Origin of the sequence: Mycobacterium asiaticum, assembly GCF_001673365.1 — a bacterium.
GTDB classification, from domain to species: Bacteria; Actinomycetota; Actinomycetes; order Mycobacteriales; family Mycobacteriaceae; genus Mycobacterium; species Mycobacterium asiaticum_A.
The window spans coordinates 25115-48920 of the sequence record NZ_LZLS01000132.1 but is presented as its reverse complement, the minus strand read 5'-3'; the positions used below and the strand labels follow the sequence as shown (position 1 = coordinate 48920).

Annotated in this window: 22 protein-coding genes; 13 read left to right on the top strand and 9 right to left on the bottom strand. The window is 63.6% G+C overall.

Features of this window, described 5'->3' with window-relative positions:
- Window positions 1-34 precede the first annotated feature (34 nt).
- The 3 genes from A5634_RS14210 to A5634_RS14200 all read left to right on the top strand — a co-directional run bounded on the left by A5634_RS14210 (window position 35) and on the right by A5634_RS14200 (window position 4305).
- A complete protein-coding gene (locus A5634_RS14210; RefSeq protein WP_065144677.1) occupies window positions 35-721 on the top strand; it encodes a TetR family transcriptional regulator in 687 nt (228 codons plus the stop codon).
- 201 nt (window positions 722-922) lie between these two features.
- Window positions 923-1342: an MmpS family transport accessory protein gene (locus tag A5634_RS14205; protein ID WP_065144729.1), complete on the top strand. Its 420-nt coding sequence runs from the start codon at window positions 923-925 to the stop codon at window positions 1340-1342.
- A 71-nt stretch (window positions 1343-1413) separates the two neighbouring features.
- Entirely contained in the window at window positions 1414-4305 is a 2892-nt protein-coding gene (locus tag A5634_RS14200) for an RND family transporter (protein WP_065144728.1), read from the top strand.
- 10 nt (window positions 4306-4315) lie between these two features.
- Here A5634_RS14200 and A5634_RS14195 read toward each other — a convergent pair whose 3' ends face one another.
- The 4 genes from A5634_RS14195 to A5634_RS14180 all read right to left on the bottom strand — a co-directional run bounded on the left by A5634_RS14195 (window position 4316) and on the right by A5634_RS14180 (window position 7085).
- Window positions 4316-4639: a hypothetical protein gene (locus A5634_RS14195; protein ID WP_065144727.1), complete on the bottom strand. Its 324-nt coding sequence runs from the start codon at window positions 4637-4639 to the stop codon at window positions 4316-4318.
- Window positions 4640-4959: 320 nt separating this feature from the next.
- Window positions 4960-5433 carry a DUF5078 domain-containing protein gene (locus A5634_RS14190; protein WP_065144676.1) on the bottom strand — a complete coding sequence of 158 codons (474 nt, stop codon included), beginning with the start codon at window positions 5431-5433 and terminating at the stop codon, window positions 4960-4962.
- A 63-nt stretch (window positions 5434-5496) separates the two neighbouring features.
- On the bottom strand, window positions 5497-6423 hold the full coding sequence (locus tag A5634_RS14185) for a crotonase/enoyl-CoA hydratase family protein (protein ID WP_065144675.1): 927 nt from the start codon (window positions 6421-6423) through the stop codon (window positions 5497-5499).
- Between the two features lie 32 nt (window positions 6424-6455).
- Complete coding sequence (locus A5634_RS14180; protein WP_065144674.1) at window positions 6456-7085, bottom strand: DedA family protein; 630 nt, start codon at window positions 7083-7085, stop codon at window positions 6456-6458.
- A gap of 129 nt (window positions 7086-7214) precedes the next feature.
- Here A5634_RS14180 and A5634_RS14175 point away from each other — a divergent pair, with 129 nt between their 5' ends.
- Window positions 7215-8588, top strand: coding sequence for a DUF2254 family protein (locus A5634_RS14175; protein ID WP_081290418.1), 1374 nt, complete (start codon window positions 7215-7217; stop codon window positions 8586-8588).
- Here the strand turns inward: A5634_RS14175 and A5634_RS14170 are convergent.
- Window positions 8585-10642, bottom strand: coding sequence for a prolyl oligopeptidase family serine peptidase (locus A5634_RS14170; protein WP_253861622.1), 2058 nt, complete (start codon window positions 10640-10642; stop codon window positions 8585-8587). The genes A5634_RS14175 and A5634_RS14170 overlap by 4 nt on opposite strands.
- 65 nt (window positions 10643-10707) lie before the next feature.
- Here A5634_RS14170 and exaC point away from each other — a divergent pair, with 65 nt between their 5' ends.
- The 5 genes from exaC (at window position 10708) to A5634_RS14145 (ending at window position 15072) form a co-directional block, all read left to right on the top strand.
- Window positions 10708-12231, top strand: a complete 1524-nt coding sequence (gene exaC, locus A5634_RS14165; RefSeq protein ID WP_065144671.1) for an acetaldehyde dehydrogenase ExaC — start codon at window positions 10708-10710, stop codon at window positions 12229-12231.
- Between the two features lie 132 nt (window positions 12232-12363).
- Window positions 12364-12642, top strand: a complete 279-nt coding sequence (locus A5634_RS14160) for a putative holin (RefSeq protein ID WP_065144670.1) — start codon at window positions 12364-12366, stop codon at window positions 12640-12642.
- A gap of 148 nt (window positions 12643-12790) precedes the next feature.
- Complete coding sequence (locus A5634_RS14155) at window positions 12791-13291, top strand: hypothetical protein (RefSeq protein ID WP_065144726.1); 501 nt, start codon at window positions 12791-12793, stop codon at window positions 13289-13291.
- Window positions 13292-13397: 106 nt separating this feature from the next.
- Entirely contained in the window at window positions 13398-14795 is a 1398-nt protein-coding gene (gene lpdA, locus A5634_RS14150; protein ID WP_065144669.1) for a dihydrolipoyl dehydrogenase, read from the top strand.
- A gap of 4 nt (window positions 14796-14799) precedes the next feature.
- Complete coding sequence (locus A5634_RS14145; RefSeq protein WP_065144668.1) at window positions 14800-15072, top strand: hypothetical protein; 273 nt, start codon at window positions 14800-14802, stop codon at window positions 15070-15072.
- Here the strand turns inward: A5634_RS14145 and A5634_RS14140 are convergent.
- Together A5634_RS14140 and ramB are read right to left on the bottom strand one after the other, a co-directional pair.
- Window positions 15069-15641, bottom strand: coding sequence for a carboxymuconolactone decarboxylase family protein (locus A5634_RS14140; RefSeq protein ID WP_065144667.1), 573 nt, complete (start codon window positions 15639-15641; stop codon window positions 15069-15071). The genes A5634_RS14145 and A5634_RS14140 overlap by 4 nt on opposite strands.
- Window positions 15638-17056 carry an acetate metabolism transcriptional regulator RamB gene (ramB, locus tag A5634_RS14135; protein ID WP_065144666.1) on the bottom strand — a complete coding sequence of 473 codons (1419 nt, stop codon included), beginning with the start codon at window positions 17054-17056 and terminating at the stop codon, window positions 15638-15640. Before ramB ends, A5634_RS14140 begins: the two co-directional genes overlap by 4 nt.
- 151 nt (window positions 17057-17207) lie before the next feature.
- Between ramB and A5634_RS14130 the strand changes: the two genes are divergently transcribed.
- From A5634_RS14130 to A5634_RS14120, 3 genes are all read left to right on the top strand, one after another.
- The gene (locus A5634_RS14130) at window positions 17208-18002 is read left to right on the top strand and encodes an acyl-[acyl-carrier-protein] thioesterase (RefSeq protein ID WP_065144725.1); all 795 of its coding nucleotides are present in this window, start codon (window positions 17208-17210) and stop codon (window positions 18000-18002) included.
- Window positions 18003-18287: 285 nt separating this feature from the next.
- Entirely contained in the window at window positions 18288-19574 is a 1287-nt protein-coding gene (gene aceA, locus A5634_RS14125) for an isocitrate lyase (protein WP_065144665.1), read from the top strand.
- 99 nt (window positions 19575-19673) lie between these two features.
- Window positions 19674-20528 (top strand): 3-hydroxybutyryl-CoA dehydrogenase, encoded by an 855-nt coding sequence (locus A5634_RS14120; RefSeq protein ID WP_081290417.1) that lies wholly within the window; start codon window positions 19674-19676, stop codon window positions 20526-20528.
- 29 nt (window positions 20529-20557) lie between these two features.
- On the opposite strand, the gene pcaA is transcribed toward A5634_RS14120, so the two are convergent.
- Together pcaA and A5634_RS14110 are read right to left on the bottom strand one after the other, a co-directional pair.
- Entirely contained in the window at window positions 20558-21421 is an 864-nt protein-coding gene (pcaA, locus tag A5634_RS14115) for a cyclopropane mycolic acid synthase PcaA (protein WP_065144664.1), read from the bottom strand.
- A 142-nt stretch (window positions 21422-21563) separates the two neighbouring features.
- Window positions 21564-22280 (bottom strand): TetR/AcrR family transcriptional regulator, encoded by a 717-nt coding sequence (locus A5634_RS14110; protein WP_065144663.1) that lies wholly within the window; start codon window positions 22278-22280, stop codon window positions 21564-21566.
- A gap of 146 nt (window positions 22281-22426) precedes the next feature.
- On the opposite strand from A5634_RS14110, the gene A5634_RS14105 reads away from it, so the two are divergent.
- Window positions 22427-23776, top strand: coding sequence for a DUF445 domain-containing protein (locus tag A5634_RS14105; protein WP_081290426.1), 1350 nt, complete (start codon window positions 22427-22429; stop codon window positions 23774-23776).
- Window positions 23777-23806: the final 30 nt, after the last annotated feature.

Here is a 23806-nt window from a genome sequence, read left to right as displayed (position 1 = left end):
GTAACAATCCGTTTGCGCCCACAAATCACGCCATGTGCGTTATCCTTCGCCGGTGGCGCAACTCAGCTTCCGGCGCGCCCGCACCGAGGAGAACAAGCGGCAGCGTGCTGCAGCGCTCATGGAAGCTGCCCGGTCCCTGGCGTCGGAAACCGGTGTCGCCTCGGTGACCTTGACCGCGGTCGCGAGCCGCGCCGGGATCCACTACTCGGCGGTTCGCCGCTACTTCACCTCCCATAAGGAGGTGCTACTGCACCTGTCGGCCGAAGGATGGGAGCGTTGGTCGGACACCGTATGCAGGCAGTTGGACGAGCCCGGTCCGATGTCACCGGCCAGAGTGGCCGAGACATTGGCCAACGGACTGGCGGCCGACCCGTTGTTCTGTGATCTGCTGGCCAACCTGCACCTGCATCTCGAGCACGAAGTCGACGTCGACCGGGTGGTAGAAGTCAAGCGGACGAGCACCGCGGCGGTACTCGCGCTCACCGAGGCGGTCGAACGCGCCTTACCGGTACTGGGACGGTCCGGTGCATTCGACATGCTGCTGGCGTCGTACTCGCTGGCCGCCACGCTGTGGCAGATCGCCAACCCCCCGGAGCGGCTCACCGATGCCTACGCCGAGGAACCGGAAGTGTTACCGCCGGAGTGGAATCTGGACTTCGCCTCCGCGCTCACCCGGCTGTTGACCGCCACCTGTCTCGGTCTGATTTCGGGGTCGCCATGACGCCACGGCGAGCGCCCCGCAGTGAACGGCACCGGATCGTAACTTGCGTCACGTTACCGGTGCGTCTTGAATGCTTAGTGCAGCAAAGCATTGCCTGGTGTCTGTGTTGCGGACGACTTCTTCTCCCGCAGTGGGGAACGGCGATCGCGCCCTTAGCAAGCGAAAGGTGATCGGGTGGCAAAGTTTTCGCCTGCCAACGCGGTGAAGCGAGGCTGGATCGTCCTGGTGATAGCGCTCGTGATCGCGGTCGCGGCGTTTTGCGTGCTTCGTCTGCGCACGGTTTTCGGCGAGCACGACAACCGCGGCATCACCAGTGGAGGCGCCGACGACATCAAGCCGTTCAATCCCAAAAAAGTGGTCTACGAGGTGTACGGGCCGCCGGGAAGCGTGGCCGACATCAACTACCTCGACATCAATGCCCAGCCCCAGAAGGCCAGCCACGTGCCGTTGCCCTGGACCCTTTCTGTCGTCACCACCTTGCCGTCGGTGAGCGTCAACGTGATTGCGCAGGTCAATACCGACCAGGTCGGCTGTCGGATCATCGTGAACGACGAAGTCAAAGATGAAAGGTCGGCGAGCGGAGTGAATGCGCAAACCTTCTGCATTGTGAAATCCGCATGAGCACCCTGCCGGACAGTGCGGCGCCGAACCCGAATGCGGAACTCCCGACGAGTCCGCGTTTCGCCCACGCGGTGTACAAGTTCGCCGGCTTGATCGTGCTGGCCTGGGTCGGGCTCATCGTGGTGCTCAGCATTTTTGTCCCGTCGCTCGACGTCGTCGGCAAGGAACATACGGTGTCGATGAGCCCCAAAGAGGCGGCATCGATGCAGGCGATGATGCGCGTGGGCAAGGTCTTCAACGAGTTCCACTCCGACAGCTCGATCATGATCGTGCTGGAGGGCGACAACCCACTGGGTGACGACGCGCACCATTACTACGACCAGTTGATCAAGAAACTCGAGGCGGACCACAAGCACGTCGAACACGTCCAAGACTTCTGGGGTGATCCCCTCACGGCGGCCGGATCCCAAAGTACCGACGGCAAATCCGCCTACGTGCAGGTCTACCTGGTCGGCAATCAGGGCGAAACCAAAGCCAACGAGTCCGTCAAAGCGATTCGCCAGCTCGTCGACGAGACCCACCCGCCGGCCGGACTGCACGTTTATGTCACCGGTGCGGCCGCACTCAACGCCGACCAGTCGTCCGCCGGCGAAAAAGGCGTCATCACGGTCACCCTCATCACCTTTGTCGTGATCATCGTGATGCTGTTGTGGGTCTACCGATCCATTATCACGGTGTTCATCACGCTGGTCATGGTGATCATCGAGCTGATGGCGGCCCGGCAGGTGGTGGCGCTACTGGCTCATAACGACATCATCGGGCTGTCGACGTTCGCGGTGAACCTGCTGGTATTGATGGCCATCGCAGCCGGAACCGACTACGCGATCTTTGTCCTCGGTCGGTACCAGGAGGCGCGAACCCTCGGCGAGGATCGAGAAACGGCCTTTTACACCATGTTTCACGGCACCGCGCACGTGGTGCTCGGGTCCGGATTGACCATCGCCGGGGCGATGTATTGCCTAAGCTTCACCAGGCTGCCCTATTTCCAATCACTCGGTGTGCCTTGCGCCGTGGGCATGCTTGTTGCCGTCCTCGCCGCGCTCACCCTCGGTCCGGCCATATTGGCCGTGGGCAGCCGTAGCCGTTTCCACCTCTTCGACCCCAAGCGCGCGATGCGTACCCGAGGCTGGCGGCGGGTCGGCACCGCGATCGTGCGCTGGCCCGGCCCAATCCTGGCGGTCGCGATCGGCATCGCCCTAATCGGGCTGCTCGCGCTGCCCGGCTACAAGACGCAGTACGACAGCCGCCCGTACCTGCCGGCGAGCACACTAGCCAACGTCGGGTACGACGCCGCCGAACGGCATTTCTCCAATGCTCGGATGAATCCGGAATTGCTGCTGGTCGAAAGTGATCACGACATGCGCAATCCCGCCGACATGTTGGTCATCGACCGGATCGCCAAGGCAGTCTTCCATCTGCCCGGTATCGCACGCGTACAGGCGATTACGCGCCCGCTGGGCAAGCCGATCGAGCACACGTCGATTCCGTTCCAGATCAGCATGCAGAACACCACGCAGGTGGAAAATCAGCAGTACATGCACAAACGCATGGACGACATGCTCAAGCAGGCCGACGCGATGCAGCAGTCCATCGACACGATGCAGCGGATGTACAACATCACCTCACAGATGGCAGCGGTCACCCACCGGATGGACGGCCTGACCAACGAGATGAACGACATCACCGCCAAGCTGCGCGATCAGATCGCCAACTTCGACGACTTCTTCCGGCCCATCCGAAGCTACTTCTACTGGGAAAGACACTGCTACGACATCCCCGTCTGCTACACGTTGCGGTCGCTGTTCGACGCTCTGGACGGCATCGATCAGCTCAGCGAAAAGATCGACCAGCTCGCTGAGCAGATCGACCAGCTCGATGTGTTGTTGCCGCAAATGCTGGCGCAGATGCCGCCGATGATCGAGACGATGAAGACGATGAAGACGATGATGCTGACGATGCACAGCTCGATGTCTTCGCTGTATGACCAGATGGACGTGATGAGCCAGAATTCCACGGCCATGGGGCAGGCGTTCGACGCCGCCAGAAACGACGACTCCTTCTACATCCCGCCGGAAGTTTTCGACAACCCCGATTTCAAGCGCGGCTTGAAGATGTTCCTATCGCCCGACGGGCACGCGGTGCGGTTCATCATCTCCCACGAGGGCGATCCCGCCACACCCGAAGGCATTTCGCATGTTGACCCGATCAAGAACGCGGCGAAGGAAGCCATCAAGGGGACTCCCCTGGAGGGCGCCAAGATCTACCTCGGCGGCACCGCTGCGGTCTACAAGGATATGCGCGACGGGTCCAAGTACGACCTGATGATCGCCGGCATCTCCGCAGCGAGCCTGATCCTGATCATCATGCTGATCATCACCCGAAGTCTGGTCGCCGCGATCACCATCGTGGGCACGGTGCTGCTCTCGTTGGGCGCCTCATTCGGGCTTTCGGTGCTGGTGTGGCAGGACATCCTGGGCTTCGAACTGCACTGGATGGTGCTGGCGATGTCGGTGATCTTGCTATTGGCGGTGGGATCGGACTACAACCTGTTGCTGGTCTCCCGGTTCAAGGAAGAAATACATGCCGGACTTAAGACGGGAATCATTCGTTCGATGGCGGGCACGGGCGCGGTGGTGACATCTGCGGGCCTGGTGTTCGCTGCCACCATGGCGTCATTCGTCTTCAGTCCGTTGATCGTGATGGGCCAGGTCGGTACGACGATCGGGCTGGGTCTGCTGTTCGACACCTTGATCGTGCGTTCGTTCATGATGCCGTCGGTGGCGGCGCTGATGGGTCGCTGGTTCTGGTGGCCAACGCAGGTTCGCACCCGCCCGGCCAGCCAGATGCTTCGACCGTTCGGGCCGCGCCCGGCGGTTCGTGCCTTGCTGGGGGAGAGCGGACAGCGTGATTCTGACACCGCGAACACGGATCGATTCCCGGCCGCCGCGCGGCCGCACTACTGAGCCGACGGCTCTATAGGTCCACCACGTCGCGCATGATGTCGCTGGCTTCGGACACCGGGGCTCCGCAGGTCAGGCAGTAGGCGTCCGACGTACGCCGGAGTTGGCCGACCTGGACCAGGACTTCGGCTTCGGCGCGCCACAGGCAAGCGATGCAGAGAATCTCGACGATGTTCCCGAACGGGTCGACGTGCGGACGATTGCATTCATCTACCGCGTGCCGATGGATGATGTGGGTCGCTCGGTTGTTGCAGCCGGTGTCGGATTGACAGGTGATCGTCTGCCAGTCGAGAGCCGCCAGCGTGCCAGGGATCCCGTTGCCAGTAGTTTGGCTCATGCGATGACCTCCAGCTTCCGGAACGCAGTCGCATCCATCGCTTTGCTCAATCAGCGAATGTTTGGCTGGCCGGAGGTCCATTATGGGTAGATTTGGCCCGCCGCGGCAAGGGCCGATTGCATGTATTTATCTGCGGTCGGGGGGTTATGGCACCCTAACAAAACCGTACTTTTGCGCGCTAGCAGTCGCTAATCTGCTGGTCATCGGTCCGACCTCTTCGCCAAACTGGCGCCGAACGGATGAAAATTTAGTCTCCATTCCGCGGACAAAATTCAAATAATCTGCTAGCTGCCGCGTCCGAGTGGCAGCCGGAGCGACGCTCAGCCGACCCAATCCCACACCGACATGTCGCCGGCGGGGTAGCCGTTGCAGACGTCGGTGGCCTTGGCGACCACGCCCTTGTTGTGGAAGAAAATCTTTGCCCAGTTGCCCCACTGACGGGCCATGCCCTCGTAGAAAACGTCCGTGGCGGTGTCTTCGGAGTACTGCCTGCGGTCGGCTGGGCTCAGCGAGTAGAACCAGTGGATCCGGTCGATCGCGCCCTGCTGGACGGCGGGCGGACGGTTGTGCATGTCGATCATGTACCGCTGGTAGTAGACGGGGCTGGTGTCACGGGCGGCCGCGAGGTACTGCTCGGCGTCGCAGGTGGTCGCGATCTGTCGGCGCGGAATTGGGAAGTCGTCGGTCGAGTCAGCTTTCGCGGCGGCCGGGAAGGTGGCGGCCACCAGGCCGAATGCAAACAAGAGCGCGACGAAAACAGCGCCCGCACGCAGGGCGTTACTCAACCGAGACATATTGATTACCGTAACACTTTCGCAGTTGTGACCAATGCCGGACAGAATCCCTAGCCGATCTTACTACCCATCGCTATCAGGAACTATCACGTGTGACGGGTTCGGCCGTAACTCTGGCGGAGCCTGGCTGTAGTCCCCGAACGGGCCGTCTCGGCGCTCGACGGCGGCCCGCACGCCGTCGGTTCCGGCCGTCCGGATGAAGTCGAGCGCGTCGGGGGTGTTGCGCATCAACCCGTCGAGGATGCCGCCCAGAAGTTGGGTGGAGGCAAGACCCATGTTCTCGTAGGCCTGGTTGACAATCAGCTTCTGCGCGCGCAGCTGCGACAACGGGATCTGGGCGAGTTCGGCAGCGATCTCAGCGACCCGAGCCTCCAGCCGGTCAAACGGCACCGCCTCGTTGATCAGCTCGACTTCGGCGGCCTGCACGCCGGTCAACGGACGACCGGTCAGCGAGTGCCATTTCACCTTGGCCAGGCTCAAACGGTAAAGCCACATGCCGGTCAGGTAGGCCCCCCACATGCGGCTGTACGGGGTCCCGATCACGGCATCCTCGCTGGCGATCACCAAGTCGGCGCACAAGGCATAGTCGCTGGCACCGCCGACACACCAGCCGTGCACCTGGGCAATCACGGGTTTGGACGCCCGCCAGATGGCCATGAACTTCTGGGTCGGCCCGGTCTCGCGGGCGCTGACCATCGCGAAGTCCTTGCCCGGATCCCACTGACCGTCGCTCATCATGGCCTCGCCCCAGTGCTGGAAGCCGCCGCCGAAGTCGTAACCGCCGGAAAAGGCCCGGCCGGCGCCCCGCAGCACAATCACCTTGATGTCATGATCCCGTTCGGCCAGCCCGATCGCCGCCTCGATCTCATCGGGCATGGGCGGAACGATCGTGTTGAGCTGCTCGGGGCGGTTGAGGGTGATGGTGGCCACCGGCCCGGCTGTGCGGTAGAGGAGGGTTTCGAAGTCGGGCTGCTGCTGGGGGATAGGCATAAGCCGAAGCGAAGCCGCGACGCACTCAGGTGTCAAGCCGCCTGCTGGCTGGCGCGGCGTTTGATCAGCCAACCGGCCAATGCGGCGACCACCACCACGACAAGTGCTGCCAGTACGTACTTCTCGTAGTGCTGGAACCACGCGTAGAGCCCGACGATGTGATTGCCGGCCAGATAGCCCGCCAAGACCCAGGCGCAAACCCAGATGGCGGACCCCAGCGCGTTGTAGGTCGAATACCGCCGCCACCCCATCTCGGCCAGACCGGCGGCGATGCCACTCGCTTGACGCAGTCCGTCGACGAACCGACCCAGCACCACTACCGTCTCGCCGCGGCGTTCGAAGAAGCGCTCGGTCGCGGCGAGCCGCTTCTCGGTGAAGAACACGTAGCGGCCGAAGCGCAGCACCAGCTCACGCCCGCCGAACCGGCCGATGGCGTAGCCCGTGTTGTCGCCTACCACCGCCGCCAAGAACCCGGCGATCAGCACCAGAACAAGATTCAGATGACCGGCTCCCGCGAAGATGCCTGCCGCGACAAGGGTCAGTTGGCCGGGAAGGACGATTCCGACGCCCTCGAGCCCGACCATCAACAGCACCGCTGCGTAGCCGTAACGATCGAGGGTGGGCGCAACCGACTGGAACACGCCGGGCAGCTGCGAGGACATATGTCTCAGGGTGCCCAAACTCGCTCGGCCTAGACGTTAAGCCTGTCACCCTGCCTGGTTCGCCGCGCCGCCGATCGGGTACTTGCCAAAGGCAACGCGTCCGCGCGGAGACAGGGGTGACGAGGGCTTATGCGTCGAACTTCGAGTCTGACGGGCCGCAGTAGCGGGGCGCGTCCCAGGCGCGAGAGCGGGTTGCGCCGGGCGTTGCAGGAGTTTCTGGCCGTGCCGCTGATGATCATCGTCGGCTTCATCGTGCTCTCGGTCGTCACCGGGGTGCTCGACGGTACCGATGTGGGATGGCTACAGCCGGTGCAGCGGGTGCTGGGCAAAATCGCTCCGCCCCAAGAGAACCAGTCGATGCTGCGCACGGTCGCTCCCGGAATGATCACCTTGATGACGATCACTTTCGTCTTGCTGCTCACGCTGGTCCACCGGATGTCCGACGTGTTCACCTGGGTGGTGGTGGAGCAGTTCCTGCGCCGCCGCGTCAACCAGACCTTCTTCGGCTACTTCGCCGGGCTGTCGACCTACTACGTCGTCGTGCTGACACTGGTGGACCCGGATGCGGCCGTGTTCAGCACCGTCGCCGCGCTGATTCTCAGCGTGCTCGCGCTGATCGGGCTGGTCGTATTCGGTTATCTGGTGCTCGACCAACTGCGTCCCCCGTCGGTGGTGGAACGAATCGTGCAACTGACCATCGCCACCCACGCCGAGCAGCTCACGTGGTTGCGGCGGGTCCGGACAGAACCGTTACTGGGGCACCTGCCGGCGGATACGGTGCGTGCCGAATGCACCGGCTACCTCGTCGACATCGACTTCAAAGCTCTCGAACGCGCGCTGCGCGACAGCGGTGACGAAGCCGAAATCGAGTTCACCGTTCGACTGGGCACCCACCTGGTCACCGGAACGCCGCTGGCCACAGTGCGTGCCGAGCGCGACGTGGAACGCAAGCGGTTGGCCGACGCTCTAATGGACGCCCTGCGCTGTGGCCGGGAACGGCAACTCGACCGCGAGCCGTCCTATGGCGTGCATCAACTCTCCAGCATGGGCTGGGCCGCTGCCACCCAACGGGATCCCGAAGCGGCCCTGGTGACGATCGACGGGCTGCACGCCCTGCTGGCCACCTGGGCCCGCGAGTCCGCGACGGGAGTTGTACCCGAGGCAGACCGGCTTGCACTGGTATACCGCGACCTCACCGTCGCCGAGGTGTTGTCGGCGTTGGTGAATATTGCGGTGGGTGCCGTCAACGGCGGCCAGCACCAGACCTGCGCCCAGGTGCTGAGCGTCTTTGCGATGTCCATCCCGACGCTGTCGCCCGAGCACCAGCGCACTGCGACGGCGCAGGTGCGGCGCACGCTGGCGACGTTGGACCACCATCCGCGCACCACCGCGCTCGAGCGTGCGTTGGCCGAATTGCGTGACGTGCTAGGCGAAACCGATGCCGACATAGCCGCAGAGCTCGATCAGGTCGAGTCGCGACTGAACGATCAACTGCCTGCCTAGCTTGAAGTGGCAACACCCGTCGCAGACAGCATTCGCCACAGGAACGAGTAGCTCAACGCCGACTTGAACGCCAACTGTTCGTTGTCGGCCGCACCGCCGTGTCCGCCCTCGATGTTCTCGTAGTACCAGACCCGGTGACCGGCGGCTTCCAGTGCAGCAGTCATCTTGCGGGCATGACCGGGGTGTACCCGGTCGTCGCGGGTGGAGGTGGTCAGCAAGATCGGCGGATAGCTGCGTTCCGCCGAAATGTTCTGGTAGGGCGAGTATTCGGAGATGAACGCCCAGTCGTCAGGATTGTCGGGGTCGCCATATTCGGCCACCCACGAGGCACCGGCCAGCAGCAGGTGATAGCGCTTCATGTCCAACAGCGGCACGCTGCAGACCAGTGCCCCGAACTTCTCCGGGTACTTGGTCAGCATGATTCCCATCAGCAATCCGCCGTTGCTGCCGCCCTGAGCGCCAAGTTGGCCGACGGTGGTGATGCCCCGCGCCACCAGATCGTCGGCGACCGCGGCGAAATCTTCGGCGACCTTGTGCCGGCCCTCTCGCATCGCCTGGGTGTGCCAACCCGGGCCGTACTCGCCGCCGCCGCGGATATTGGCCAGCACGTAGGTGCCGCCGCGGGCCAGCCACAGCCGCCCCAGCACTCCGCTGTAACCCGGCGTGTTGGACGTCTCGAAGCCGCCGTAGCCGTAGAGCAGTGTCGGGCCGGGTCCCTCGATTCCGGCGGGACGCACGACGAAGTAGGGGATGGACGTACCGTCCGCCGATGCCACGAAATGTTGTGCCACCGAGATGTTTTCGGCATCGAAGAACGACCGCGCGGACTTGATCGGTTCCAGGGCTCCCGGGCCGGTGCCGCGCAGCAGCCGGGAAGGTGCGGTGAAACCGCTTGAGTCCAGGAAGAACTCGTCGCCGGTGTCGTCGGCGGCGGTGACGACGGTGTTGGTCGATTCGGGCAGGTCCCGGACGGGTTCGCGGCGCCAGTCGCCACCTGGTTTGGGCGGCGTGACGATCTCGACGCGACTGGCCACGTCGGCCAGTGAAACGAGCAGCAGTCGGTCCTTGGTCCACGCGTAGTGGTACAGGCAGGTGTGTTCGTCGGGCTCGAATACTACGTGCAGATTCCTTGCACCGCTGAGGAATTCGTCGTAGTTGGCGGCCAGTAGCGAACCCGCGCGATACGTCGTTGTGCCCACTGTCCAGTCGGTGCGCAGGTCGATCAACAGCCATTCGCGGTGCACCGACATGCTGCTGACATCGGTGGGCACCTCGATCGGAATCAGTTCTGTGCCGCGCAATTCGTAGCGCTGCCGGTTCCAGAAGTCCACCGAACGGCCGACGAAGATGCGTTCGAAGCCTGGGGTGCGGTCTTTGCCGCCCCCCGCGCTGACATCGGTGCGTTCCCCTTCGAAGATCGTCTCCGCGTCGGTCAGTGGTGTGCCGCGACGCCACCGCTTGAGTATTCGGGGATAGCCGGATTCGGTCATCGAGTCGGGTCCGAAGTCGGTGCCCACCAGCACGGTGTCCGGATCGTCCCAGCCGATCTGCGACTTCGCTTCCGGCAGCTCGAATCCGTTCGCCACGAATTCCCTCGTCGCCATGTCGAATTCACGCACCACGACCGCGTCCGAACCGCCCGGTGAGAGACTGACCAGGGCGCGGGTGAGTTCGGGTTCGATGACGTCGGCGCCGGCCCACACCCAGTTCTTGTCGTCCGCGCGCCCGAGCTCGTCTACGTCGATCAGCACATCCCACTCGGGTGCGTCGGTGCGATAGCTCTCCAGCGTGGTGCGCCGCCATAACCCACGGGGGTTGGTGGCGTCGCGCCAGAAGTCGTAGAGATAGTCGCCGCGACGGCGCACGTAGGGGATCCGGGCGTCGGTGTCGAGTACCTCCAGCGCCTCGGTGCGCATCGTCTCGAACTCGCCCTGGCAGAACTCCGACTTGGTGGGCTCATTGCGTGCCCGCACCCACTCCAACGCCTCGTCGCCGGTGACGTCTTCGAGCCACAGGTAGGGGTCTTCGTCAGCCGCAGATGCCGTGAGTGCCATGGGTGACATTGTGGTCCCACAGGTAGTGTGAGCTGTATTACATGACCTAACGAGGAGCCGAGCAGATGCCTGTCTTCGCACGTCCCGGATCGTCCGGGGCATTGATGTCGTATGAGTCGCGGTACGGAAACTTCATCGGCGGCGAATGGGTTGCACCGGCGGCCGGACGCTATTTCGAGAACCCGACCCCGGTGACCGGGGAGGTGTTCTGCGAGATCCCGCGCTCGGACGAAGCCGACGTCGAAAAAGCGTTGGATGCGGCGCACGCAGCGGCACCGGCGTGGGGCAAAACCTCCCCCGCTGACCGGGCCGCGATTCTGAACAAGATCGCCGACCGCATCGACGAGCACACCCACGCCCTGGCGGTAGCCGAAGTGTGGGACAACGGCAAACCGGTCCGCGAGACGATCGGAGCCGACATCCCGCTGGCCGCAGACCATTTCCGGTACTTCGCCGCCGCCATCCGCGCCCAGGAAGGCGCGCTGTCGCAGATCGACGAAGACACCGTCGCCTACCATTTCCACGAACCGCTCGGCGTCGTCGGTCAGATCATCCCGTGGAACTTCCCGATCCTGATGGGCGCGTGGAAACTGGCGCCCGCGCTGGCGGCCGGCAACGCGATCGTGCTCAAGCCCGCCGAGCAGACCCCGGCCTCGATCCTTTACCTGATGTCGCTGATCGGTGACCTGCTGCCGCCCGGAGTGGTCAACATCGTCAACGGCTTCGGGACCGAAGCCGGCAAACCGCTGGCCTCCAGCAACCGCATCGCCAAGGTCGCTTTCACCGGTGAGACCACCACCGGGCGCCTGATCATGCAATACGCCTCGCAGAACCTGATTCCGGTCACCCTGGAACTCGGCGGGAAGAGCCCCAACATCTTCTTCTCCGACGTCATGGCCGCCAACGACGACTTCCAGGACAAGGCGCTGGAGGGCTTCACCATGTTCGCCCTGAACCAGGGCGAAGTGTGCACGTGTCCGTCGCGCAGCCTGATTCAGTCCGACATCCACGACGAGTTCCTGGAATTGGCCGCCATCCGCACCAAGGCCGTCCGGCAGGGCGACCCGTTGGACTCCGAGACCATGATCGGCTCACAAGCCTCTAACGATCAGATGGAAAAGATCCTGTCCTACATCGAGATCGGCAAGGGCGAGGGCGCCAAGGTGATCACCGGCGGCGAGCGCTCCGAATTGGGCGGCGATCTGTCCGGCGGGTTCTACGTGCAGCCGACCATCGTCACGGGCAACAACAAGATGCGCGTCTTCCAAGAGGAGATTTTCGGTCCCGTGGTGGCGGTGACGCCCTTTGATACCTACGACGACGCGATGGGCATCGCCAACGACACCCTCTACGGTCTGGGCGCCGGCGTGTGGAGCCGCGACGGCAACACGGCTTACCGCGCCGGGCGCGAAATCAAAGCCGGGCGGGTGTGGGTCAACTGCTACCACGTCTACCCGCCGCATTCCGCGTTCGGTGGTTACAAGCAATCTGGGTTCGGCCGCGAGGGTCACAAGATGGCGCTCGAGCACTACCAGCAGACCAAGAACATGTTGGTGTCCTACTCGGATCAGGCGCTCGGCTTCTTCTGACGCTCGCCGTGCTTGCTGGTCCGCTGAGACCGAAAGTGAACTGCCGCAAGCGACGTGTTGTGACCTGGGACTCGCAAGGCGCGCCGGGAACCTGCCCGACCCCGCCGCGCTGAGTTAGTAAGCTCGTACAGCGTGATTCCCCTGCCGCGTGCTTGGCTGCTGGCTTCGGCCATGCTCGTCGGAAGCGCGGTCGGTCAACTGCTCGCGGTAGCGTTTCGGTTGCTGATCCATACCCCGGTCCGTCCGGACTTCGCGATCGCGCTGGTGGTCGGACTTCCCGGCGTGATCGGACTGCTGGTGATCCTGTTCTCCGGACGTCGGTGGGTAACCATGGTGGGCGCCGGGATCCTCGCGCTGGGGCCCGGCTGGCTGGGCATGCTCGTCGCGCTGCAGGTGATGTCCAGTGGCTAAGAAGAAGGTGGACCAGGAACGCGAGTCGAACCCGGGCACCGAACCGTTCGTGCCGGACTTCGACAGCGGCGAGGTGCCCGTACACCGCGGCGATGCCAAGTTCGACGCCAAGTTCGACGACCCCAGGTTCGACGCCGGGGAGCCCTCGGTGCCGTTCGTGCCGGACTTCGACACCGACTCCCAGCCATTCCTCCCGTTGGTCGATCTCGACAAGCCGGCAAAGAAGTCCGAGCCGGCAGAAGACGAGCCGGCCGCGCCAGTGGTGGTGGAGCAGTCCGATTCCGGGACCGAGACGCCCGGCCCCGTCGCGGTCCCGGGTCGCTACCTCTACCTGAAATGGTGGAAGTTGGTGTTGGTGCTGTTCGGCACGTGGTTCTTCGCCGCGGTCTTCGGGCTGAGCCTGTTCTACTGGTGGTTCCACACCATCGACAAGACGCCGCCGGTGTTCGCGACGTTCGTGTACCTGGTGGCTTGCACCGTGGCCGGCCTGATCTTGGCGATGGTGGAAGCCAAACCGCTGATCGCCGCGCTGGCGATCGCGGTGATGTCGGCGCCGTTCGCCTCCGTCGCCGCGGCCGCACCCCTGTACGGCTCCTATTACTGCGAGCGCGCGACGACCCCGTGTCTCATGGGCGTCCTGCCCTATTAACTGCACCGCGCCCCGCTTCGCGGCGCTCGCGCCCAGCACGCGGCTCTGATGGTGACCCGCCGCGCCCCGCTTCGCGGCGCTCGCGCCCACCATTAGGGTAAAAGCCGTGACCCATTATGACGTCGTCGTTCTCGGAGCAGGTCCCGGCGGGTATGTCGCAGCCATTCGCGCCGCACAGCTCGGGTTGAACACCGCAATCATCGAGCCGAAATATTGGGGTGGCGTCTGTCTCAACGTCGGCTGCATCCCGTCAAAGGCGTTGCTACGCAACGCCGAACTGTCGCACATCTTCACCAAGGAAGCCAAAGTTTTCGGCATCAGCGGTGAGGTGACTTTCGACTACGGCACAGCGTTCGACCGCAGCCGCAAAGTGGCCGAGGGCCGGGTCGCCGGCGTGCATTTTCTGATGAAGAAGAACAAGATCACCGAGATCCACGGCTACGGCCGGTTCTCCGATGCCAACACCATCTCGGTCGAGCTCAACGACGACGGCGGAACCGAAGAGGTCACCTTCGACAACGCCATCATCGCCACCGGCAGCAGCACCCGGCTGGTCCCCGGCACCTCGCTTTCGGAGAACGTGGTCACCTACGAGAAGTTGATCCTGACCCGGGAACTGCCGAAGTCGATCGTGATCGCCGGAGCCGGTGCCATCGGCATGGAGTTCGGCTACGTCCTGAAGAACTATGGCGTCGACGTCACCATCGTGGAATTCCTGCCCCGCGCACTGCCCAACGAGGACGCCGATGCGTCCAAGGAGATCGAAAAGCAGTTCAAGAAGTTGGGCGTCAAGATCCTCACGGGCACCAAGGTCGAGTCCATCGAAGACAACGGCTCGGAGGTCACCGTCAGCGTCAGCAAGGACGGCAAGTCCGATGAGCTCAAGGCCGAAAAAGTGTTGCAGGCCATCGGTTTTGCCCCCAACGTCGAAGGCTACGGACTGGACAAGGCCGGGGTTGAGCTGACCGACCGCAAGGCCATCGGCATCACCGACTACATGCAGACCAGCACTCCGCACATCTACGCCATCGGCGACGTCACCGGCAAGCTGCAACTGGCACACGTGGCCGAGGCCCAGGGCGTCGTCGCCGCCGAAACCATTGCCGGCGCAGAGACATTGGCGCTCGGCGACTACCGGATGATGCCGCGTGCCACGTTCTGCCAACCCAATGTCGCGAGCTTCGGGCTCACCGAGGAACAGGCCCGCGACGAAGGCTATGACGTGGTGGTGGCCAAGTTCCCATTCACCGCCAACGCCAAAGCGCACGGCGTGGGTGACCCGAGCGGCTTCGTCAAACTGATCGCCGACGCCAAATACGGCGAGCTGATCGGCGGGCACCTGGTCGGCCACGACGTGTCCGAACTGCTACCCGAACTCACGCTGGCCCAGAAGTGGGACCTCACCGCCACCGAACTGGCCCGCAACGTGCACACCCACCCCACCATGTCCGAGGCGCTGCAGGAATGCTTCCACGGCCTGGTCGGCCACATGATCAACTTCTAGACGGATGCGAACCGAAACCGTTCTCGGCGCGATCGGCGGCCTGATCGTCGGCTACGTCCTGTGGCTGGCTGGCATCACCATCGGCGACGACATCACAACCGTGAGCCAGTGGAGCGTGGCGGTGTTGGTGTTGTCCGCGGCGCTGGCGATCGGGGCGGTTATCGGTGGCCTACTGATGCGCTGGCGGCGCAAAGACGGGTGGTCGGCGTTCGCGTTCGGTGTGCCGGTACTGCCCGTGGTGCTGAGTCTGGCACTGCTGGCCAACCTGTACCTCTAGGACTGCCGGGGGTTGTCCAGCGGGATCTGTAACGCCGTGATCGTCGCCGCCAACGCGTCGTATTGAGTTGCCAGCAAACAAAATTCGATCAACCGAGCCCTGTTGAGGTGGGTCGCCAGCTGCTGCCAGGTCGCGGCGGTGATGGTGCGGTCCTTGACCAGTTCGTCGGTGGCGTTGAGCAGTGCCTGCTGGCGGGCGCTGAGTACCTTGCGAGGGCCGTCACCGTCCGGCGGGTCCGGCCAAGCGAAGATCGAAGCCTGCGTCTGGGCATCCAGACCGGCCTTGCGTGCCATCCCGCGGTGGTGCTGAAGTTCGTATTCGCAGGACCGCAGGTGTCCCACCCGCAGGATCACCAACTCGGTGTCCATCGTGGGCAGGCGGCCCCGCATCAGCCGTCCCGAATAGATCGCCCACGTCCAGAACAGGGCCTGCCGGGAGCCCAGCGTCGTGAACAGATGCATCTCGGGTGCGCGCACCTTGCGCGCGGCCAACTTGGCCAGCACCCAGTTCACCGGCCCCAGTTGGCGAAAGCGTCCCGATGGAATGCGCGCGACCTGGTTGCCGGTCATGCTTGCTTCACCAGGTAGGGCGAGACGGTGCTGCGGTGCTCGTTGATGTCGAGTGCGCGTCCGAGCGCGGGGAAAGCACGCTGCGGACAGTTGTCTCGTTCGCAGACGCGACAGCCGGCGCCGATCGGTGTGGCGATATTGCCCGACAAGTCGAGTCCTTCCGAGTAGACGAGTCGGTGCGCGTGGCGAAGTTCGCAGCCAAGCCCGATCGCGAAGGTTTTACCGGGCTGACCATACCGGGCAGCGCGCCGTTCGACCGTACGGGCCACCCACATGTAGTTGCGACCGTCGGGCATCTGGGCGATCTGCACCAGGATCTTGCCCGGGTTGGCGAACGTCTCGTAGACGTTCCACAGCGGGCAGGTACCGCCGGTGGAGGAGAAGTGAAAACCGGTGGCAGACTGGCGTTTTGACATGTTTCCGGCCCGGTCGACCCGGACAAACGACAGTGGCACGCCACGCATCGAAGGCCGTTGCAGTGTCGAGAGCCGATGCGCGATGGTCTCGTAGCTGACCAAGTAGAACGCGCAGAGCCGCTCGACGTCGTAGCGGAAGTTCTCGGCGACGTCGTGGAACTGTCGGTAAGGAAGTACGACGGCCGCAGCGAAGTAGTTAGCCAATCCGAGCCGGGCCAGGGTGCGTGACTCGTCGCTGGTGAACTTGCCGTCTTCGACCAGCGTGTCGATCAGATCGCCGAACTCGAGGTAGGCAAGTTCGGCGGCCATCTTGAACACCTGCTGCCCCGAGGCGAGGTGGTTGCTCATCTCCAGGGTCTTGGTGGTCGGGTCATACCGGTGCAGGACGGTGTCGCCCAGATCGATGCGTCTGGTGATGTGCACCCCGTGGACTTCGGTCAGGCGCCGGGTCAACTCCCTGGCCAAATCGCCGTGGTGCATCCGCATTTTGACGGTCAGGTCCTCCGCGGCGGTGTCGAGCTCGTGCAGATAGTTCTGGCGCTCGTAGAAGTAGTCGCGCACCTCTTCGTGCGGCATGGTTATCGAGCCGCTGCCGCTGCTGCCGTCGAAGTAGCGCTCTTCAGTGGCCGTGGCCAGTTGGGCAGTGGTGATCCGGTAGCGCCGGTGCAGGTTGACCACGGCACGGGCCAAGCTGGGATGCGAGTTGACCACCTCAGCGAGCTCGCTCGGATCGACGTCGATGTCCAGGTCGCGGTCCATCGTCACTTCGCGTAGCTCGGCGACCAACCGGGTGTCGTCCTGGGAGGAGAAGAAGGTGGCGTCCACCCCGAACACCTCGGTGATCCGCAGCAGCACGGCAACCGTCAGGGGACGGACGTCGTGCTCGATTTGGTTGAGGTAGCTGGGCGAGATTTCGAGCAGCTGTGCCAGCGCTGCCTGACTGAATCCGCGCTCGCTACGGAGCTGGCGGACCCGCGCGCCGACGAAGGTCTTGGACACGTTGAGCAGCGTACTCGGTTTTGCGAAGGCGGTATTTGCAGACTTGGCATGTGGGCAAGATTGGTGTTTACCAAGTGTCGTTGGCATGATTCGCATCGAAATCTCTGGGCAATCCTGGGGTTCACACGAGGAGGAAACGGGGAGCAGCGCCGTGAGCCTGGACAAGACTTTGATGCCGGTGCCTGACGGTCACCCAGACGTGTTCGGTCGGGAGTGGCCACTGCGCGTCGGAGACATCGACCGCACCGGCCGGTTGCGGTTGGATGCGGCGTGCCGGCATATCCAGGACATCGGTCAGGACCAGTTGCGCGAGATGGGGTTCGAGGAGACCCATCCGCTGTGGATCGTCCGCCGCACCATGGTCGACTTCATCCGCCCGATCGAGTTCCAGGACATGCTGCGGTGTCGCCGGTGGTGCTCAGGCACCTCCAACCGGTGGTGTGAGATGCGCGTGCGCATAGACGGACGCAAAGGCGGCCTCATCGAATCTGAGGCGTTCTGGATCCACGTCAACAAGGAAACGGAAATGCCGGCTCGTATCGCCGACGACTTCCTGGCGGGTCTGCACAAGACCACCTCTGTCGACCGGCTGCGCTGGAAGGGTTATCTGAAGCCCGGTGCCCGTGAGGATGCGACCGAGATCCACGAGTTTCCCGTCCGAGTGACCGACATCGACCTGTTCGACCACATGAACAACTCGGTGTATTGGAGCGTGGTCGAGGACTACCTGGCGTCACACCCGGACCTGCTGAACGGTCCGCTGCGGGTGACCATCGAGCACGAGGCGCCGGTGGCGCTGGGCAACAAGTTGGAGATCATCTCGCACGTTCATCCGGCCGGATCGACCGACAAGTTCGGTCCAGGCCTGGCCGACCGCACTGTTACAACGCTCACATATGCCGTCGGCGACGAGACGAAAGCGGTCGCCGCGCTCTTCGCTATTTAACCGGACAAGCGTCCTGTTAAATAGTATGCTGACCTGCGGATTTTGGTTACCAGCCGGTAGCTTCTGAACCGGTTCAGTGAGTTTGCGGCTTCGCAAGATTTGCAAAATGACCGCAGGTCATAGCCGAAATTCGCAAGTGAAATGGGTAGACCTGCAGGAATGGGCTATGCCATCGTCGTGTTAGCACGTCAGTGAAGTCACAGTGGGAGTTGAGCCTTCAGCTCCTGCCGGATGGCGGTGGGCCATCCGCATTCGAGTCAAGAAATATTGTTAAGGAGCTGTCCAATGTCTGTCGTTGGAACCCCCAAGAGCGCCGAGCAGATCCAGCACGACTGGGACCACAACCCCCGCTGGAAGGGCGTCACCCGCACCTACACACCGCAGGATGTCGTCGCGCTGCAGGGCCACGTCGTCGAGGAGAGCACGCTGGCTCGCCGCGGTGCCGAGGTGCTCTGGGAGCAGCTGCACGAGATGGACTTCGTCAACGCGCTTGGCGCGCTGACCGGCAACATGGCCGTCCAGCAGGTGCGTGCCGGCCTCAAGGCCATCTACCTGTCGGGTTGGCAGGTCGCCGGCGACGCCAACCTGTCCGGTCACACCTACCCCGACCAGAGCCTGTACCCGGCCAACTCGGTTCCGCAGGTCGTGCGCCGGATCAACAACGCGCTGCTGCGCGCCGACGAGATCGCCAAGGTCGAGGGCGACCGCTCGGTGGACAACTGGCTCGCGCCGATCGTCGCCGACGGTGAAGCCGGCTTCGGTGGTGCGCTCAACGTCTACGAGCTGCAGAAGGCGATGATCGCCGCCGGTGTCGCCGGTTCGCACTGGGAGGACCAGCTGGCCTCGGAGAAGAAGTGCGGCCACCTCGGTGGCAAGGTGCTGATCCCGACCCAGCAGCACATCCGCACCCTGACCTCTGCCCGGCTCGCGGCCGACGTTGCTGACGTCCCCACGGTCGTCATCGCCCGTACCGACGCCGAGGCCGCCACGCTGATCACCTCTGACGTCGACGAGCGGGACCGTCCGTTCATCACCGGTGAGCGCACCAACGAAGGCTTCTACCGGATCCGCAACGGCCTGGAGCCCTGCATTGCCCGCGCCAAGGCCTACGCGCCGTACGCCGACCTGATCTGGATGGAGACCGGTACGCCGGACCTGGAGCTGGCCAAGAAGTTCGCCGAGGGCGTCAAGAGCGAGTTCCCGGACCAGATGCTGGCCTACAACTGCTCGCCGTCGTTCAACTGGAAGAAGCACCTCGACGACGACACGATCGCCAAGTTCCAGAAGGAACTCGGTGCGATGGGCTTCAAGTTCCAGTTCATCACGCTGGCCGGCTTCCACGCGCTGAACTACTCGATGTTCGATCTGGCCCACGGCTACGCCCGCAACCAGATGAGCGCGTACGTGGAGCTGCAGGAGCGCGAGTTCGCCGCCGAGGAGCGCGGCTACACCGCCACCAAGCACCAGCGCGAGGTGGGTGCGGGGTATTTCGACCGGATCGCCACCACCGTCGACCCGACTTCGTCGACGACGGCTCTGGCGGGCTCCACCGAAGAGGGCCAATTCCACTGAGTTAGGTTGAGCTAGTCTGCCGAGCAGACGCAGAATCGCACTTTTGCCGCCCAATTGATGCGATTCTGCGTCTGCTCGCGCGTATGAGAGGAGCCCTTGGTGGCGATTGAGCGGGTAGGCGTCGTGGGCGCCGGGCAGATGGGTTCCGGGATTGCCGAGGTGTCGTTGCGCGCCGGCGTCGGCGTGACGGTCTTCGAGACGACCGAGGCGCTGGTCACCGCGGGCCGCAACCGCATCGTCAAGTCGCTGGAGCGAGGTGTGAGCGCGGGCAAAGTCACCGAGCGCGAACGCGACCGGGCGCTGGGGCTGTTGACGTTCACCACCGACCTCGCTGACCTGGCCGACCGGCAACTGGTGATCGAGGCCATCGTCGAGGATGAGGCGGTGAAAGCTGGCATCTTCGCCGAGCTGGACCGGGTCGTCACCGATCCCGACGCGGTGCTCGCGTCGAACACCTCGAGCATCCCGATCATGAAGATCGCCGCCGCGACCAAGAACCCGCAGCGGGTGTTGGGCTTGCACTTCTTCAACCCGGTGCCGGTGCTGCCGCTGGTCGAGTTGGTCAGCACGCTGGTCACCGATCCTGCCGCCGCTGACCGCACCGAAGAGTTTGCCAGCGGCGTATTGGGCAAGCAGGTCGTGCGCTGTTCGGACCGGTCCGGTTTCGTGGTGAACGCCCTGTTGGTGCCTTACCTGCTTTCGGCGATCCGCATGGTCGAGGCCGGCTTTGCCACTGTCGAAGACGTCGATAAAGCCGTGGTAGCGGGCTTGTCGCATCCGATGGGGCCGCTGAAGCTGTCCGATCTGGTCGGCCTGGACACCCTCAAGCTGATCGCGGACAAGATGTACGAGGAATTCAAGGAACCGCTCTACGGCCCGCCGCCGCTATTGCAGCGGATGGTCGAGGCGGGTTTGCTGGGCAAGAAATCCGGACAGGGTTTCTACACCTACTGAGGCGTTATTTCGCCCCCCTATTTCGCCCGCTATTTCGCCAGGGTGAACTGGTCGACGTCGGTATATCCCTCGCGGAATAGTTTGGCGCAGCCGGTCAGATACTTCATATACCGCTTGTAGACCTTCTCCGACTGGATCGCGATCGCCTTGTCCTTCTCGGCTTCCAGCGCGGCGGCCCAGATTTCCAGCGTGCGCGCGTAGTGCAGCTGCAACGACTGGATCCGTTTCATCGTGAAGCCCGCATTCCCGGACTGCTCCTCGACGACCGGCACCGTCGGCAGGTCACCGCCCGGGAAGATTTCGGCCAGGATGAACTGGCTGAAGTGCACGATCTCGTGGGTCAGTGGCAATCCCCGCGCTCTGGCTTCCCGCATTGTCGGCCGCACGATGGTGTGCAGCAGCATGATTCCGTCGCTGGGCAGCACGTCATAGGCCATTTTGAAGAAGCGGCGGTAGCGCTGGCGGCCGAAGTGTTCGAACGCGCCGATGGACACGATCCGGTCGACGGGTTCGTGGAACTTTTCCCAGCCTTCGAGCAGCACCTGCCTGGTGCGCGGGGTGTCGAGTTCGTCGAACTTCCTCTGCACGTGCGCGGCCTGGTTCGCCGACAGGGTCAGGCCCACGACGTTGACGTCGTATTTCTCGATTGCGCGGCGCATGGTGGCGCCCCACCCGCAGCCGATATCCAGCAGAGTCATTCCGGGCTCGAGGTTCAGCTTGCCCAGAGCCAGGTCGATCTTGGCGTACTGGGCCTCTTCCAGAGTCATATCGTCGCGTTCGAAGTAGGCGCAGCTGTAGGTCTGGGTGGGGTCGAGGAACAGCCGGAAGAAGTCATCGGACAGGTCGTAGTGCGCTTGCACATTGCCGAAGTGCGGCGTGAGCTGCACTGCCATATCGATGTCAGCCTTTCTGTTTATCGCGGCGCCCGACGGTTTCATGCCACTCGTCGGCGTCCCGATGGATCCACTGAATGCTAGCTGCTGTTTCAGCCTCTAGTCGCACTCCTTGCTCGCCGGAGGTGCGATCAGTGGGTCTTTAACCCTCTTTACGTTGCTGTTCGCTTGGCGGCACGATAGGCGACGGATGGGGCTGGGCGCGGAACTTCTCCAGTGAGCCGCCGGCCTCTACGATCCCGCACAATGCGCTCCAGCTCAGCATCGTGAGGTAGTCGATCAACTCGTCGCTGGACATCCGCGGGTCCGACATCCACGAGTGGGTGGCCAACTGGACGCCACCGACGATCAGGTAGGCCCAGGGTTCCACGCCGCCCACGTCCATCCCGACCTCGCGCATGCGTCGGCGCAGCATGACCGCGATCATGCGGGCGATGATCCGCTCGGAATCCGCGATCACCTTGCTCTTACTACCCGAGCTGTTGGCCATCACGAAGCCGTACGGCTCCGGCTCGGCCGCCATGGTCTCGACGTAGACCCGGATGACTTCGCGGGTCAGGTCGTAGCCGTCGAGGTTGGAGGACAGTGCCGCGGCCATGTTGGGAATCAGCGTGGTCTGCGCAAAGCGCATCATCACGGCCGTCGTGAGGTCGTTCTTGTCGACGAAATAGCGGTAGAGCACGGTCTTGGAAACCCCGATCTCCGCGGCGATCTCATCCATGCTCAGAAAGCGGCTCTGGCGGCGAATCGCCTCGATCGTGCCATCTACCAACTCATTGCGGCGCTCCACCTTGTGTTGGTGCCAGCGCCGCTTGCGACCATCGGTTTTTACCGCGCGAGCCGGGATTTGCTGTGCCACTTCCGCCGATTCCCATTCACTACAGAGACGCATCGATACTACGGCGTGCTATTTGGCTTGGGTGGGACCGTTGGGCGGATCGGCGCAAGCGTGTGAGGCTTCCGAACAGTGTGGGTAACACTAACCGGTGCTTAATGAGCGTTGCCATGGCGGATGATGGTGGGGTGGCACACAGAGCCGAGCCCGCGGCGACGCCCAAGCCGGTAAACCGCACCTCGTTCGCGGAGTCATTCGCCGGGGCAGATTCGGAGGCCGACGCCGAGCGTCGGACGGCGCTGCGCCGGATGAAGGTGGTGGCGCTGAGCTTTCTCGTCGGCGCGACGGTGGTGTTTCTGCTGTGCCGGTGGGCGAACATGCATGGCGACGCCCCCGGGTGGGTCGGCTACGTCGGTGCCGCGGCGGAGGCCGGCATGGTGGGCGCCTTGGCGGACTGGTTCGCGGTGACCGCGCTGTTCAAGCATCCGCTGGGCATTCCGATCCCGCATACCGCGATCATCAAGCGCAAGAAGGATCAGCTCGGCGAGGGCTTGGGCACCTTCGTGCGGGAGAACTTCCTGTCCGCAGAAGTGGTGGAGACCAAGCTGCGCGGTGCCGAAGTACCCAGCCGGTTGGGCAAGTGGCTCGCCGAGCCCGCACACGCCCAGCGAGTGGCGGCCGAAGCGTCGACTGTGCTGCGGGTGCTCGTTGAGTTGTTGCGCGACGAGGATGTCCAGCAGGTGATCGACCGCATGATCGTGCGGCGTATTGCCGAACCACAGTGGGGCCCGCCGGTGGGCCGCGTGCTGCAGACTTTGCTGGCCGAGAATCGCCAAGAAGCGTTGATCCAGTTGTTGGCCGACCGAGCTTTCCAATGGTCGCTGAACGCCGGCGTGGTCATCCAGCGGGTGGTCGAGCGGGACTCGCCGACCTGGTCACCCCGCTTCGTCGACCACCTGGTGGGAGACCGGATCCATCGCGAGCTGATGGACTTCACCGACAAGGTGCGCCGCAATCCCGATCACGAGCTTCGTCGCTCGGCGACCCGGTTCCTGTTCGAATTCGCCGACGACTTGCAGAACGACCCCGACACCATCGCGCGGGCCGATGCCGTCAAGGAGCAGTTGATGGCACGCGAAGAGGTTGCCAATGCCGCAGCAACGGCATGGACGACGCTCAAGCGGTTGGTGCTCGAGGGTGTTGACGACCCGTCCAGCGCGTTGCGCACCCGAATCGCCGACACGGTGATCCGGATCGGGGAGTCGCTGCGCGACGACGCCGAGTTGCGCGACAAGGTCGACGGCTGGATGGTGCGTGCTGCCCAGCACCTGGTTTCGCAATATGGGGTAGAGATCACAGCGATCATTACCGAGACCATCGAGCGCTGGGATGCCGAGGAAGCCAGCCGCCGGATCGAGCTGCATGTAGGCCGTGACCTGCAGTTTATCCGCATCAACGGGACCGTCGTGGGCTCCCTGGCGGGGTTGGCTATCTACACGATCGCGCAGTTGCTGTTCTGAGACGGTGCTAACAAGTGCTTGCAATAGCAA